This window comes from Gemmatimonas sp., from assembly GCF_041689975.1.
Taxonomy (GTDB): Bacteria; Gemmatimonadota; Gemmatimonadetes; order Gemmatimonadales; family Gemmatimonadaceae; genus Gemmatimonas.
In genome coordinates, this window is sequence record NZ_JBDNFF010000111.1 from 19,215 (window position 1) to 32,430 (window position 13,216).

At 64.0% G+C, this 13,216-nt stretch carries 15 protein-coding genes; 14 read left to right on the forward strand and 1 reads right to left on the reverse strand.

The window, feature by feature from the left end; all coding sequences use genetic code 11:
• The first annotated feature begins 53 nt into the window (after positions 1-53).
• The 9 genes from ACESNG_RS07680 to ACESNG_RS07720 all read left to right on the forward strand — a co-directional run bounded on the left by ACESNG_RS07680 (position 54) and on the right by ACESNG_RS07720 (position 7,432).
• Positions 54-293 (forward strand): acyl carrier protein, encoded by a 240-nt coding sequence (locus ACESNG_RS07680; protein ID WP_373058158.1) that lies wholly within the window; start codon positions 54-56, stop codon positions 291-293.
• Positions 293-1,534: a beta-ketoacyl-ACP synthase II gene (fabF, locus tag ACESNG_RS07685; RefSeq protein ID WP_373058156.1), complete on the forward strand. Its 1,242-nt coding sequence runs from the start codon at positions 293-295 to the stop codon at positions 1,532-1,534. The genes ACESNG_RS07680 and fabF overlap by 1 nt, the downstream gene beginning before the upstream one ends.
• Positions 1,535-1,603: 69 nt before the next feature.
• Positions 1,604-2,800, forward strand: a complete 1,197-nt coding sequence (locus tag ACESNG_RS07690; protein ID WP_373058154.1) for a radical SAM protein — start codon at positions 1,604-1,606, stop codon at positions 2,798-2,800.
• 5 nt (positions 2,801-2,805) lie between these two features.
• Positions 2,806-3,654, forward strand: a complete 849-nt coding sequence (locus ACESNG_RS07695; RefSeq protein WP_373058152.1) for a menaquinone biosynthesis protein — start codon at positions 2,806-2,808, stop codon at positions 3,652-3,654.
• A 39-nt stretch (positions 3,655-3,693) separates the two neighbouring features.
• A complete protein-coding gene (gene mqnC, locus ACESNG_RS07700; protein WP_373058150.1) occupies positions 3,694-4,749 on the forward strand; it encodes a cyclic dehypoxanthinyl futalosine synthase in 1,056 nt (351 codons plus the stop codon).
• A complete protein-coding gene (ispF, locus tag ACESNG_RS07705; protein WP_373058148.1) occupies positions 4,746-5,240 on the forward strand; it encodes a 2-C-methyl-D-erythritol 2,4-cyclodiphosphate synthase in 495 nt (164 codons plus the stop codon). Before mqnC ends, ispF begins: the two co-directional genes overlap by 4 nt.
• Before the next feature lie 43 nt (positions 5,241-5,283).
• Positions 5,284-5,892 (forward strand): DedA family protein, encoded by a 609-nt coding sequence (locus tag ACESNG_RS07710; RefSeq protein WP_373058146.1) that lies wholly within the window; start codon positions 5,284-5,286, stop codon positions 5,890-5,892.
• Positions 5,889-6,824, forward strand: coding sequence for a site-specific tyrosine recombinase XerD (xerD, locus tag ACESNG_RS07715; protein WP_373068433.1), 936 nt, complete (start codon positions 5,889-5,891; stop codon positions 6,822-6,824). The genes ACESNG_RS07710 and xerD overlap by 4 nt, the downstream gene beginning before the upstream one ends.
• Before the next feature lie 11 nt (positions 6,825-6,835).
• Positions 6,836-7,432 (forward strand): aminodeoxychorismate/anthranilate synthase component II, encoded by a 597-nt coding sequence (locus ACESNG_RS07720; protein WP_373058142.1) that lies wholly within the window; start codon positions 6,836-6,838, stop codon positions 7,430-7,432.
• On the opposite strand, the gene ACESNG_RS07725 is transcribed toward ACESNG_RS07720, so the two are convergent.
• On the reverse strand, positions 7,429-8,415 hold the full coding sequence (locus ACESNG_RS07725) for a TerC family protein (protein WP_373058140.1): 987 nt from the start codon (positions 8,413-8,415) through the stop codon (positions 7,429-7,431). The genes ACESNG_RS07720 and ACESNG_RS07725 overlap by 4 nt on opposite strands.
• A 107-nt stretch (positions 8,416-8,522) precedes the next feature.
• Here ACESNG_RS07725 and kdsB point away from each other — a divergent pair, with 107 nt between their 5' ends.
• The 5 genes from kdsB to ACESNG_RS07750 form a co-directional block, all read left to right on the forward strand.
• On the forward strand, positions 8,523-9,284 hold the full coding sequence (gene kdsB / locus ACESNG_RS07730) for a 3-deoxy-manno-octulosonate cytidylyltransferase (RefSeq protein ID WP_373058138.1): 762 nt from the start codon (positions 8,523-8,525) through the stop codon (positions 9,282-9,284).
• Between the two features lie 49 nt (positions 9,285-9,333).
• Entirely contained in the window at positions 9,334-10,977 is a 1,644-nt protein-coding gene (locus ACESNG_RS07735; protein ID WP_373068435.1) for a CTP synthase, read from the forward strand.
• Positions 10,974-11,798 carry a 3-deoxy-8-phosphooctulonate synthase gene (gene kdsA / locus ACESNG_RS07740; protein WP_373058134.1) on the forward strand — a complete coding sequence of 275 codons (825 nt, stop codon included), beginning with the start codon at positions 10,974-10,976 and terminating at the stop codon, positions 11,796-11,798. Before ACESNG_RS07735 ends, kdsA begins: the two co-directional genes overlap by 4 nt.
• On the forward strand, positions 11,798-12,469 hold the full coding sequence (locus ACESNG_RS07745; RefSeq protein WP_373058186.1) for a KdsC family phosphatase: 672 nt from the start codon (positions 11,798-11,800) through the stop codon (positions 12,467-12,469). The genes kdsA and ACESNG_RS07745 overlap by 1 nt, the downstream gene beginning before the upstream one ends.
• Positions 12,466-13,216, forward strand: a 751-nt coding sequence (locus ACESNG_RS07750) for an SIS domain-containing protein (protein WP_373068437.1), incomplete at its 3' end; no start/stop codon positions are given. The genes ACESNG_RS07745 and ACESNG_RS07750, both read left to right, overlap by 4 nt.

Below are 13,216 nucleotides of genomic sequence, written 5' to 3' on the forward strand. Positions count from 1 at the left end.
CATGGCTAAGTTCCCCACTCTCAACTTTTCCAACATCCCAGAGGATCGTTCCTATGTCGGATCACGCGTCGAAGATCAAGGATATCATCGAAAAGGAGCTCGGTGTGGAGCGCGAAAAGCTCACGCCCGAGGCGAGCTTCATCGAAGACCTCGGCGCGGACTCGCTCGACATTGTCGAACTGGTCATGGAGTTCGAGAAGGAGTTCAACATCGACATCCCCGATGAGGATGCCGAGAAGCTCCGCACGGTCGGCGATGCCGTGGCCTACCTCGAGGCGAAGGTCGCGAGTTAATGCGGCGGCGGGTCGTCGTTACGGGGCTTGGTGCCGTTACGCCGGTCGGCAACGACGTGGCGACGACTTGGCAGTCCTTGCTCTCGGGTGTGTCCGGGGGGGCTGACATCACGAAGTTCGATGCGTCCGGGTATTCGGTGCGGTTCGCCTGCGAGGTCAAGCAGTTCGATCCGTTGGCGTACATGGACCGCAAGGAAGCGAAGCGCGCCGACGTGTATGCGCAGTACGCCGTCGCGGCGTCGGTGCAGGCAGCGGCTGATGCCGGCATCGTTCAGGGAGCAGTCGACCCGGAAGCGATGGGCGTCATCATCGGCAGTGGCATCGGCGGCATTCGGAGCTTCGAAGACCAACACGATGTCTACCGCACGCTCGGACCCAGCAAAATTTCGCCGTTCTTCATCCCGATGTTCATCGGCGACATTGCCGCCGGCATCGTGTCCATGCGATTGCAGGCGAAGGGGCCGAACTACGCCACCGTCTCCGCCTGTGCGTCCAGCGCGCACGCGATCGGTGACGCATTCCGAATCATCCAGTATGGCGACGCCGACGTGATGTTCGCCGGTGGTGCCGAGGCTGCGGTCACGCCGATGTCGATCGGTGGCTTTGCGAACATGGGCGCCCTCTCCACGCGCAATGAGTCGCCCGCCACCGCCTCGCGTCCGTTCGACAAGGATCGCGACGGCTTCGTCATGGGCGAGGGGGCCGGTGTCGTCGTGCTCGAGGAACTCGAGCATGCGCGACGGCGCGGCGCCCGGATCTACGCGGAGATCGTCGGCTACCGCGCCACGGGTGATGCCTATCACCTCACGGGGCAGCCGGAAGCCCACGAGGGGCTGCAGCGGGCCATGCGCGGCGCACTCAAAGACGGCGGCCTCACTCCCACGGACGTCGACTACGTCAATGCCCATGGTACGTCCACTCCGCTCAACGATCCCAATGAGTCGAAGGGCATCCAAGCGGTGTTCGGCGACCACGCACGCGTATTGTCGATCAGTTCGACCAAGTCGGCCACCGGCCACATGCTCGGCGCGGCCGGCTCGGTAGAGTTTATCGCCTGTGCATTGGCGATGCGCGACAGCATGGTTCCGCCCACGATCAACTACACGACTCCCGATCCCGAGTGCGTGCTCGACTACACGCCGAACACCCCGCGGGCGCGGGCAGTGAACGTCGCGATTTCGAACAGCTCCGGCTTCGGTGGTCACAACGTCTCGATCGCACTCCGACGGTGGCACGACTAGGCCCGTCGGCGCGTTCATCGAGGTGAAGACCTGCGCGAATGGTTCGCGCACTTGCCCGAGTACGCCCTGATGCCTGTGTCTATTCCGTTCGATCTCGATCGACTCCGCGATCCCGCGCTGCGCCCCATCGGGGAAAAGCTGCGCGCGGGTGAGCGTTTGTCCGTCGCCGATGGTGCCACCCTCTTCCGCTCGCCGGATCTGCTCGGCGTGGGTGCCATGGCCGATGCGGCCAACCGTGCCCGTCACGGAGACCGCGTCACCTTCGCGTCCAATCAGCACATCAACCCCACGAACGTCTGCGTGCTGCGTACGACGTGCGTGTTCTGCGGGTATGCGCGATTGCCCAAGGAAGCGGGGGCATATCGCTACACCATCGATCAGGTGCTTGCGGAGTCCGATCGAGCCGACGGCACGATCACCCGGGAGTTCCACATCGTCGGTGGCCTCGATATGCAGGCGGGCCTCGAGTACTACCAGACGATGTTCCGTGCGCTCAAGACGCGGCATCCGCAGGTGCATATCAAGGCGCTGACGGCCGTCGAGATCGCGCACATCGCGCGGATCGAGAAGATGAGCCGCAAAGACGTGCTGATCGCCCTGCGCGAAGCGGGTCTCGACACGATGCCCGGCGGCGGCGCGGAGACGTTCAGCGCCGCAGTGCGTGACGTGATCGCCGACAAGAAGCTCGGTGGCGCCGACTACATCGACGTGCATCGCACGGCGCACGCGCTCGGCATCCGCTCGAACTGCACGATGCTGTACGGGCACGTCGAAACGATCGAGGATCGCATGCAGCATCTGCACATGCTGCGTGAACTGCAGGACGAGACCGGTGGCTTCCTCGCGTACATCCCGCTCGCGTATCACCCCGACGACAACGAACTCGGGAAGACGCTCGGACGCGAGGGTACGGCCACGACTGGCTTCGACGACCTCCGTAACCTGGCCGTCGGCCGGCTGTTTCTCGACAACTTCGAGCACATCAAGTCGCACTGGATCATGGTGTCCACGCCGGTGTCGCAGATCTCGCTGCACTTTGGCGTGAACGACATCGAGGGCACGGTGGTGCGCGAAAAGATCTACCACGCCGTCGGTGCGCATACACCGCAGGGCATGACGCTTCCGCAACTGCTCGGACTCATCCGCGGCGCGGGCAAGGTACCGGCGGAGCGCGATTCGTTCTATCGTGTCCTGCGCGAATTCGAGCCCGACGACACCGGTGTGGTCGGCGCATCGATCGAGCCGCTCGCCGACGTGGTGGGCTGAACGATATGCTGCGCGTCGGCCGTATCCCGTACATCAACTGCTTTCCCGTGTACGGCGCGATCGATCGCGGGATCGTGCCGCTGAACGGGAGTCTGGTCACGGGGATCCCCACCGCGCTCAACCGGTTGATGGCCAACGGTGAGCTCGATGTCAGCGTGGTGTCGACGGTCGAGTACGCACGAGATGCCAGGCGCTATTTGTTATTGCCGGAGCTCGGGATCACGAGCGACGGCCCCGTGCGCAGCGTCATGTTGTTCAGTAAGCAGCCGACCTCCGCACTGGGTGGACGCAAGGTGATCGTGAGCCGCAGCTCCATGACGTCGGTCGCTCTGCTCGAACTGTTGTTCGAGAACGTATGGCGCTGTCGTCCCGAGTTCGTGCTCGGCGACGCCGAACTCGCGGACGTCGCACGCTTCGAAGATGAACCGCACGAGGCGCGGCTGGTGATCGGGGATGCCGCGCTCAAGCTCTTCGATCAGGCGAATCGCGGAGGAGCATGGGCCGATCGCTATCCCTATCGCGAGGACCTGGGTGGCGCCTGGAAATCGTGGACAGGATTACCGTTCGTGTTCGCGGTCTGGGTCGCGCAGCGTCGGGCGCCGGTTCACGAAGCCTTGTCGGCTCACGCCTCGCTGATCGCCTCGCGCGACTGGGGGCTGGCCCACATCGATCAGCTGTCGGCTCAGGCGGCGCTGGCCACCGGCGTGTCGCGCGACGTGTGTGCCGAGTACTTCTCAGGATTGGATTACCGTCTGTCGTACCCGCATCTCGCGGGGCTCACCGAATTCTTTCGTCGACTCGTACTGGCAGGACGCGTGCCTGATGGCACACTCGCGTTCCTGCCGGCGGCGTGATCGACTTCCCGTGTGCTGCCGGTAACAAGAGACTCAACCATGCGTGACATCCTCGATTTCTACACCAACGCTCCGCTGCTCGAACTCGGCATGGAAGCCGATCGCGTGCGACAGGCGAAACATCCCCACGGCGTCGTCACGTACATCGTCGATCGCAACATCAACTACACGAACGTCTGTGTGGCGGATTGTGGATTCTGCGCCTTCTATCGCCGCCCGAAACACGGCGAAGGGTACACCCTGTCCTTCGAGCAGATCGGCGACAAGATCGAGGAGACGAAGGCGCTGGGCGGCGTGCAGATTCTGATTCAGGGCGGGCACAACCCGTACATCCCGTTCGAGTGGTATCTGGACCTGATGCGCTATATCAAGCAGCATCATCCGATTCACATCCACGGGTTCTCGCCAAGCGAAATCGACTTCTTCGCCACGCGCTTCCGCATGGAGGCGCGCGACGTGATCCGCGAGCTCAAGGCCGCCGGCCTCGATTCGATCCCGGGCGGCGGCGGCGAGATTCTCGTGCAGCGCGTGCGCGACATCGTGGCGCCCAAGAAGGCCGGCGCCGACCGCTGGCTCGAGATCATGGAACTCGCACACAACGAGGGGATGAAGACCTCGGTCACGATGATGTACGGCATCGGTGAAACGCTGGCCGAACGGATCGAGCATCTGCAGCGCGTACGCGATCTGCAGGCGCGAACCGGCGGGTTCACGGCGTTCATCACGTGGCCGCTCCAGCCGGAGAACACGCCGTCCATGTCGCACATGCCGAAAACCGATGCGGTCACGTATCTGCGCACAGTGGCGATCTCGCGTATCGTGCTCGACAACGTGCCGAATCTGCAGTCGAGCTGGGTGACGATGGGCATGAAGGTCGGGCAGATGGCGCTCAACTACGGCTGCAATGATTTCGGATCGTTGATGATCGAAGAAAACGTCGTGTCGGCCGCCAACACCACGCATCGCACGACCGTCGGTGAGCTCGAGCGACTGATTCGCGACGCCGGATTCACCTCGGCGCGGCGCCGACAGGACTATTCACTCATTGCGAGTGGCGCGGCAACGCACGAGGCGCAGGCGACGGTGGCGGCGTGAGCGCGCCGCTCCCGCTGCGCGTCGGCATCGGTTATGACTCGCATCGCTTCGGCGAGGGCGGGCCCATGCGACTGGGCGGTATCGACATCCCGGCTGATATGCACTGCGCCGGTCATTCGGATGGTGATGCGATCTGCCATGCAGTGACGGACGCATTACTGGGAGCGGCGGCGCTCGGCGATATCGGCGAGATGTTTCCCGACACCGACGCCGCCAACAAGGGCAAGGATTCCACGGTCATGCTGTCCGCCGCGGTGGCACGACTGCACCATGCCGGCTGGCGCGTGGGGAACGTCGATATCACCGTGGTTACTCAACATCCCAGGATCGGTCCGCACCGGGCGGCGATCCGGGCACGACTCGCGGAGCTCCTCGACGTCAGTGACATCGACGTCTTCGTGAAAGGCAAAACCAACGAGGCGATGGGATGGATCGGCCGGGAGGAAGGGCTGGCGGTCATGGCCACCGCGACCGTCCTGCCAGGCCGCTGAACCGCCGCAGCCTGGCGGCGCGGCCCATGCATCGGTTGGGGGCATGACCGACATCCTCGCCTGGCTTTCGTCGCTGCCGGAGCCGCTGCTGTACGGAGCGCTCGTCCTGGCGGCGTTCGCTGAGAATATCTTTCCGCCGCTACCGGCCGATACGGTCATTGCACTCGGCGCATTCGTGGCGGCGCGTGGCAATGGGACTGCCATTGGTGTCTTTACGGCAACGATGATCGGGAACATTGGCGGTGCGATGATCATGTACGGATTGGGGCACCGCTTCGGTCTGCCTTGGCTCATGCAGCGCGTTCCGTCGCTTTTTCCTGCAGGCGCCACCGAGCGGATCACCGAGCGCTTCAGGACCCAAGGACTCTTCGCCGTCATCGTGAGCCGTTTCCTGCCCGGTGTGCGGGCGCTGGTGCCCCCGCTGGCGGGTGCAATGGGCATCGGCGCCGTTCGCGCGCTGCTCGCCATGTCGCTGGCCTCAGCGGCGTGGTACGGACTCGTTTGCGTGCTGGCCTTTCGGGCGGGTGCGAATGCCGACGTGCTGTTGGAGCGGATCGCCGGCCAACAACGAACAGTTGGCTTGGTGGCCGCCGCCATCGTCCTCGCTGCCGTCGGCGTGATCTGGTGGCGACGGCAGAGGAACTCGCGGTGACCGCACCGGTTCCAGCCTCTTCACCGGAGGAGCAAGCTCTGCAGCGTGGATTCCACCTCCTGGCGTTCGAGGATGCGCTCGGGCTCGAGGAGGGCGCCTCACCGCGTACCATCGAGGCCTACCGTCGTGATGTCGGTCGTTGCGCGACATTCATGCGGGGACAAGGCATTGTAAAGGCCACCGACATCACGCCCGGTGCCCTCCGCGAATTTGTGTATCATTTGAAAGATCTCGGCCTTGCCGGAACCTCGATTCGTCGGAACATCTCGGCCCTGCGCACCTGGTTCCGCATCATGTTGGCCGACGGGTTGGTGACGCACGATCCCACCGAGCGACTCGACACGCCGGCGCGATTCCGCACGCTCCCGGAGGTGCTCAGCGTCGACGACATGCTCAAGCTGCTGGCAGCTCCTGGCCTCGACGAACGCCTCGCCTTCCGCGATCGTGCGATGCTGGAATTGGCCTATGGCGCCGGCCTGCGCGTCTCGGAGTGGATTGGACTGGCGCTCAAAGACGTGGTGCTCGAAGAGGGGCTCGTGCGCGTGCTCGGCAAGGGCCACAAGGAGCGACTCGTGCCGATCGGGCGCTCCGCCATTGGCGCCGTCGCCGTGTACGTCCGGGAGCTGCGACCCATACTCGAGCGCGGCGAAGGGAAGGGGATCCTGTTCCTGAATGGACAGGGGAAGCCGCTCACGCGGATGGGGGCCTGGAAGATCCTGCGGAAGTACGTCACCATGGCCGGCATCGAAAAGCCCGTGTCGCCACACACCCTTCGGCATTCCTTCGCGACCCACCTTTTGGAAGGGGGCGCCGACCTTCGTGCGGTACAGGAGATGCTCGGTCATGCCGACATCGCGACGACGCAGATCTACACGCATGTGGATCGCGAGTATCTTCGGAGTGTGCATCGCCAGTTTCACCCGCGTCCCTGACCTCGACGTCAATGCTACTCGTCATCGACAATTACGATTCGTTCACGTACAACCTCGTGCAGTATTTCGGTGAACTGGGCGAAACGCTCGAGGTCCACCGGAACGACGCCCTGTCTGTCGAGCAGGTGGGGGATATGGCGCCGGACGCCATCGTCGTATCGCCGGGACCCTGCTCGCCGCGTGAGGCGGGCATTTCAGTCGACGTGATTCGCCGTTACGGCGGTGAGATTCCGCTGCTCGGGGTCTGCCTCGGACATCAAGCCATCGCCGAAGCATACGGCGGTGTGGTCACGCGGGCCGAGCGCGTCATGCACGGCAAGATGTCACAGCTGCTTCACGACGGAACCGGACTCTTTGCCGGGATTCCCTCGCCGTTCGGCGTCATGCGCTACCACTCGCTGATCGTCGAGCGCGCCACGCTGCCGGCCGACCTACAGATCACGGCCGTCGCCGTCGACGACCCGAGCGAGATCCACGCGCTGCAGCATCGCACGCATCCCGTTTGGGGCGTGCAGTTCCATCCGGAGTCGATTCTCACTGAGCACGGGCGTGACCTGCTGGTGAACTTTCTCGCGATGTCACGCGCCTTCCGCGCGGCATCGGTCTAGCGCGCGTCGCCCGCGTCCGTTTCGGCAGTTTCCTTCAGGGGGGCTTCTTTCACGGGGGTTTCCTTCAGCTTGATCACCAGCGACAACAGCACGCTGCCCACGAGCAACGTCCCGACGACACCCAATGATAGACCGATGCCGAGCGGCCAGATCTCGGAGAGGAGCATCTTCGTGCCGACGAAGGCGAGGACCAGCGCCAATCCGTATTTGAGCAGATGGAACTTGCCGATCACGCCGGCGAGTACGAAGTACATCGAGCGCAGTCCGAGAATGGCGAACACATTGGACGTGTACACCAGAAACGGATTCCGCGTGACGCCGAAAATGGCCGGAATTGAATCGACGGCGAATACCACGTCGGTGGTTTCCACGAGCGCGAGCACCACGAACAGCGGCGTGGCCACCAGCTTCGCCGCCTTGCCGTCGATGGTCTCGCGCACAAAGAAGCGCTCACCGTGGAACTTCGTGGTGATCGGCAAGAATCGTCGTACGAGTCGGATCACCGGATTCGACTCCGGCTCGATCGCGCTTTCGCCGCCGAAAGCCATCCTGGCACCGGTGAACACCAGGAACGCGCCGAAGACGTAAATGATCCAGTGAAACTGGGCGATGAGCAACGCGCCGGCCCCGATCATCGCGCCGCGCATGAAGAGCGCGCCAATGATGCCCCAGAACAGCACGCGGTGCTGAAGCTCCGGGGGAATGCGAAAGTAGCCGAAGATCAGGATGAACACGAACAGGTTGTCCACCGACAGCGCTTGCTCGACCAGATAGCCGGCAAAGAACTCGAGCATCGACTGCCGCCCCATGGATGACCCGATCCAGAGTCCGAACCCGATGGCCAGGGAAATCCACACCGCGCTCCACCCCAAGGCCTCCCGAACTGTGACCGCATGAGCCTTCCGGTTGAAGACGCCAAGGTCGATCGCCAGCAGGCCCAGCACCATTGCGTTGAACGCGATCCACCACCAAGTCGTCGGCATGCAGGGAGCAAAAGGGTGAAACGACGACCTGTTTGCCTTCAAGCGCCGATCTCTGTATCTTAACTGGCGTGAATTTTGCTGCAACCACGCCCCGTCCCACTAGGACAATGCCAGTGCTCGCGGTAATCCCGGCGCGTCTTGACGCGACCCGCCTTCCCCGCAAACCGCTTCGACTCCTCGGCGGCGAACCGCTCATCGTCCGGGTGTATCAGCGTGTGGTTGCGCTCGGCATCGCCGACCACGTCGTAGTCGCGACCGACCATATCGACGTCCTTGCGGCCTGCGAATCGCGAGGTATTCCAGTGGTCCTCACTCGCGATAACCACCCGAGTGGCACCGACCGCGTGGCCGAAGTCGCGGCCCGTCCGGAATTCGCTCGTTTCGCGGTCATCGTGAACGTACAGGGTGATGAGCCGTTCGTGTCGCGTGACGCGCTGGCTGGCGCCGTCGCGATCGTGACCCGTGGGCAGGCGCCTATCGGCACGGCGTCCATCCCCATTCCGGTCTCGGCGCTCTGCACGCCGGACGTCGTGAAAGTCGTGTCTGGCGATGACGGCCGTGCCCTCTATTTTTCGCGAGCACCGATTCCGTTCTTGCGAGATCCAACCGACGCCGACTCGCAGCATGCGCTGGCACGTCAGCATGTCGGGGTATATGCGTATACGCGCGATGCTCTGCAGGCGTGGGTCGGTTGGGCGCCGCATCCGCTGGAACTCGTCGAACGCCTGGAACAGCTACGCCCGATGGCACACGGTCTCGCGATCGGTGTGGCCGACGTGTCCGCAGCCGAGGGCGGCATCGACACGGAAGACGATCTCGAACGCGCGAACCTGCGCTGGAACACTTGGCATACGAATACGCTGTCGTGACGCACCTGACGCGACAGTTCCCTTGTCCCACCCGTGCGAGAACACGCTGATGACCACCAGGAATACGAACGCGAACCAGACGACTACCCCGAAGTACATCTTCGTGACCGGTGGCGTCGTGTCATCGCTGGGGAAGGGGATCGCTGCCGCATCACTTGGACGGTTGCTGGTCGAACGCGGTTTCCGCGTCACGATGATGAAGCTCGATCCGTACCTGAACGTCGATCCGGGCACCATGTCACCGTTCCAGCATGGCGAAGTATTCGTCACGGACGACGGCGCCGAGACGGACCTCGACCTCGGGCACTACGAACGCTTTCTGGACCGGCCGCTCTCGCAGGCCAACAACATCACGACGGGACGCATCTACTCGAACGTGATTACGAAGGAACGTCGTGGTGAGTACCTCGGCTCCACGGTGCAGGTGATTCCGCACATCACCGACGAGATCAAGGGTGCCGTGAAGCGTATCGCTCCGGGCAACGATGTCGTGCTCGTGGAGGTACGCGGTACGGTCGGCGACATCGAATCGCTGCAGTTCCTCGGGGCGATCCGTCAGTTCCGTCGTGAGGTCAGCAAGGAGAATGCGCTGTTCGTGCACCTCACCCTGGTGCCGTATATCGCGGCTGCTGGTGAAGTAAAGACGAAGCCGACACAGCATTCCGTACGCGAGCTCATGGAGATCGGTATCCAGCCCGACTTCCTGATCTGCCGCAGCGAGAAGCCGTTGCAGGACGACGTGAAGCGCAAGATCGCGCTGTTCTGCAACGTCGATTTCGGCGCCGTGATCGAGAGCCCGGATGTACCGACGATCTACGAGATCCCGCTGTCGTTCGAGCAGCAGGGCTTCGCTGAACGCGTGATGGAGCGTTTGCGCCTCACGGCCCCCACGCCCGATCTCACGAATTGGCGCACGATGGTGCAGCACATCACGAAGCCGCATACGCGCGTCAAGATCTGTGTCGTCGGCAAGTACACCGACTACATCGACAGCTACAAGAGCGTGCAGGAAGCGCTCATTCACGGCGGCATCGCGAATGATGTCGGCGTCGACTTGGCGTGGACCTCGAGTGACCTCTTCACGTCGGCGGAACGGGCGCGGGAGATTCTCTCGAACTACCACGGTCTCCTCGTGCCCGGCGGCTTCGGCGTACGCGGCGTGGAAGGCATGGTCGAGGCGATTCGCGCGGCGCGTGAGTTGTCGATTCCGTTCTTCGGGATCTGTCTCGGCATGCAAGTCGCGATCATCGAGTTCGCGCGCAACGTGCTGGGCCTCGACGACAGCCACTCCAGCGAGTTCGCCCCGGAGTGCAGCGATCCCGTCATCTCGCTGATGGATTCGCAGCGCGATGTGACCGACATGGGTGGCACCATGCGCCTGGGCGCGTATCCGTGCCGTCTGCAACGTGGCTCGAAGGCCGCCGAAGTGTACGGGCAGCCGGAGGTGAGTGAGCGTCACCGCCATCGCTATGAAGTCTCGAATCGCTATCGCGACACACTGATCGAGCATGGCATGCGACTGAGCGGAATGTCACCTGACGACTCGCTCGTGGAGATGGTCGAGCTTCCCGACCACCCGTACTTCATCGGATGCCAGTTCCATCCCGAACTCCAGTCGCGTCCGCTGCGTCCGCATCCGCTCTTCGCCGGCTTCGTGGCCGCCGCCGAACGCTTCCACCATACGCGATCATGACGGCGTCGCCCTTTCCGGCGGATCGGCTCTTTCTCATTGCCGGCCCGTGTCAGCTCGAGGACGACACGCTCAACCTGCGCGTGGGTGAGGCGCTCGCCCGGTTGGCGGAGCACGTGCCCGGCGGCATCATCTTCAAGGCCAGCTTCGACAAGGCAAACCGTTCGAATGTCGATGGGGTGCGGGGACCCGGTATCGAGGCCGGACTCGCCGCCCTCTCACGTGTGCGGGCGGCGACGGGATTGCCGATCCTCACCGACGTGCACGAGGCGTCGCAGTGCGCGATCGCCGCTGAGGTCGTGGACGTGCTGCAGATTCCGGCCTTCCTGTGCCGGCAAACTGACCTGCTGTTGGCGGCCGGCGCCACGGGGAAGGCCGTGAATGTGAAGAAGGGGCAGTGGATGCACCCCGAAGGCATGCGCGGCGCGGTGCGCAAAGTCGAAGAGGGTGCCACGATGGCGGCGGTGGAGGCTGGCGCGCTGGCTGTCACGGAGCGCGGTACCTTCTTCGGCTACGGCGACCTCGTGGTGGACATGCGCAGCTTCGCGCGCCTGCGTGAATCCTGCGATGTCCCGGTCATCTTCGACGCGACCCACAGCGTGCAGCGTCCGGGACAGGGCGTTGGCGGCACGAGCGGGGGCGCTCGCGAGTTCATCCCGCCGCTCACGCTCGCCGCGATTGCGGCCGGCGCGCAGGGGCTCTTCATCGAAACGCATCCCGATCCGGGTCACGCGCCGAGCGACGGCCTGAACATGGTGCGGCTCGATCAGCTGGGGGATCTCATGGCACGCGTGGTCGATATTTGGGATCGCGTGCGTTCGTGATGACCACCAACGCGACGGGCGCGGCCGACTCCCTCCCGCCGCTCGTGGTCGATGCGCCGCGCGTCGAGCAAACGCTCGCGCGACGCATCCGCGTGGTGGCACTCGATGTCGATGGCGTGCTGACCGACGGTGGGATCTATCTCGGTTCGGCCAAGACCGGTGAGGCCGATGTCCCCTTCGAGCTGAAGCGCTATGACATTCAGGACGGTCTCGGCATTCAGCTGCTCCGTGATGCCGGTCTCAAAGTGGTCATCATCACGGGCCGCGTGTCGGAGAGCGTCGCGCAGCGGGCACGAGAACTTCGTGTCGATGCCGTGGTGCAGGATCCTGAAGCCCGAAAACTCACGGCGCTCACGACGATCGTCAACGACTTCGGTTGCACGCTCGATGACGTCGCGTTCGTCGGTGACGATCTTCCCGATCTTTCGGTGCTGCGCCGCGTTGGACTTCCCGTGGCCGTCGGGAACGCGGTGGCCGAAGTGCGTCGCACGGCACGGTTGCAGTTGCGTGCACATGGTGGACACGGCGCGGTGCGCGAGTTCGCCGAAGCGCTCCTGGTCGCGCGCGACGAGTGGATGGATGCGGTGGAGCGCTACGTCGCGAGTCGCAGCGTGGCGGCGACGGAACGCGCGACGCCAGAGGCGGCCCCGCGTGAGGATGCGCCGGTATGACGGCTGAACTCATCATCGAGCGCGGTCGCCGCGTGCTGCATCTCGAAGCGGCCGCGCTGGCCGCTGTCGAAGGCACACTGGGCGACGATTTCGTGCGTGCCGTGCAGTTGCTCGCCACGTGCCGTGGCCGCGTCATCGTCGCCGGCGTCGGAAAGTCCGGGCTGGTCGGCCGCAAGATGGCCGCCACGTTCACGTCGACCGGCACGCCAGCGATGTTTCTGCATCCGGTGGAGAGCGTGCACGGGGACCTCGGCATCGTCGGCGCGGATGATGTCGCCATTCTGATTTCGAAGAGTGGGGAAAGTCAGGAACTGCTCGCGCTCATCGACGCGCTGTCCCGACTCGGCGTACACATAATCGCGATGACCGCCGACCGGTCGTCTCGCTTGTCACGGCACGCCCACGTCACGCTCGATCTCGGCGGGCGTGAAGAAGCCTGTCCGCATGATCTCGCGCCGACGACCAGTACGACCGTCACCATGGCGCTTGGCGACGCGCTGGCGGTGGCGTTGATGGAAGAAAAGGGATTCCGCGCGGAGGATTTCGCCCGTTTTCATCCCGGAGGATCGCTCGGCCGCCGGTTGTTGACGCGCGTCAGTGATGTCATGGTCGCGTCGGATCTGCCCATGCTCGATCGTTCCGCCACCATGCGCGCGGCCATTGTCCTTCTCGCTGAACGGCGCGGTATTGCCGTGGTTGTGGAACACGGCCGGGTGTTGGGGGTCGTCACCGCAGGTGATTTGACTC

Excerpts from the sequence above, each read along its gene's own strand:
- ACESNG_RS07725 (WP_373058140.1), bottom strand. The coding sequence starts at position 8,415 with ATGCCGACGACTTGGTGGTGGATCGCGTTCAACGCAATGGTGCTGGGC.
- kdsB (WP_373058138.1), top strand. The coding sequence starts at position 8,523 with ATGCCAGTGCTCGCGGTAATCCCGGCGCGTCTTGACGCGACCCGCCTT.
- kdsA (WP_373058134.1), top strand. The coding sequence starts at position 10,974 with ATGACGGCGTCGCCCTTTCCGGCGGATCGGCTCTTTCTCATTGCCGGC.
- ACESNG_RS07695 (WP_373058152.1), top strand. The coding sequence starts at position 2,806 with ATGCTGCGCGTCGGCCGTATCCCGTACATCAACTGCTTTCCCGTGTAC.
- ACESNG_RS07680 (WP_373058158.1), top strand. The coding sequence starts at position 54 with ATGTCGGATCACGCGTCGAAGATCAAGGATATCATCGAAAAGGAGCTC.
- ACESNG_RS07710 (WP_373058146.1), top strand. The coding sequence starts at position 5,284 with ATGACCGACATCCTCGCCTGGCTTTCGTCGCTGCCGGAGCCGCTGCTG.
- ACESNG_RS07690 (WP_373058154.1), top strand. The coding sequence starts at position 1,604 with ATGCCTGTGTCTATTCCGTTCGATCTCGATCGACTCCGCGATCCCGCG.
- mqnC (WP_373058150.1), top strand. The coding sequence starts at position 3,694 with ATGCGTGACATCCTCGATTTCTACACCAACGCTCCGCTGCTCGAACTC.
- ACESNG_RS07735 (WP_373068435.1), top strand. The coding sequence starts at position 9,334 with ATGACCACCAGGAATACGAACGCGAACCAGACGACTACCCCGAAGTAC.
- ACESNG_RS07720 (WP_373058142.1), top strand. The coding sequence starts at position 6,836 with ATGCTACTCGTCATCGACAATTACGATTCGTTCACGTACAACCTCGTG.
- fabF (WP_373058156.1), top strand. The coding sequence starts at position 293 with ATGCGGCGGCGGGTCGTCGTTACGGGGCTTGGTGCCGTTACGCCGGTC.
- ACESNG_RS07745 (WP_373058186.1), top strand. The coding sequence starts at position 11,798 with ATGACCACCAACGCGACGGGCGCGGCCGACTCCCTCCCGCCGCTCGTG.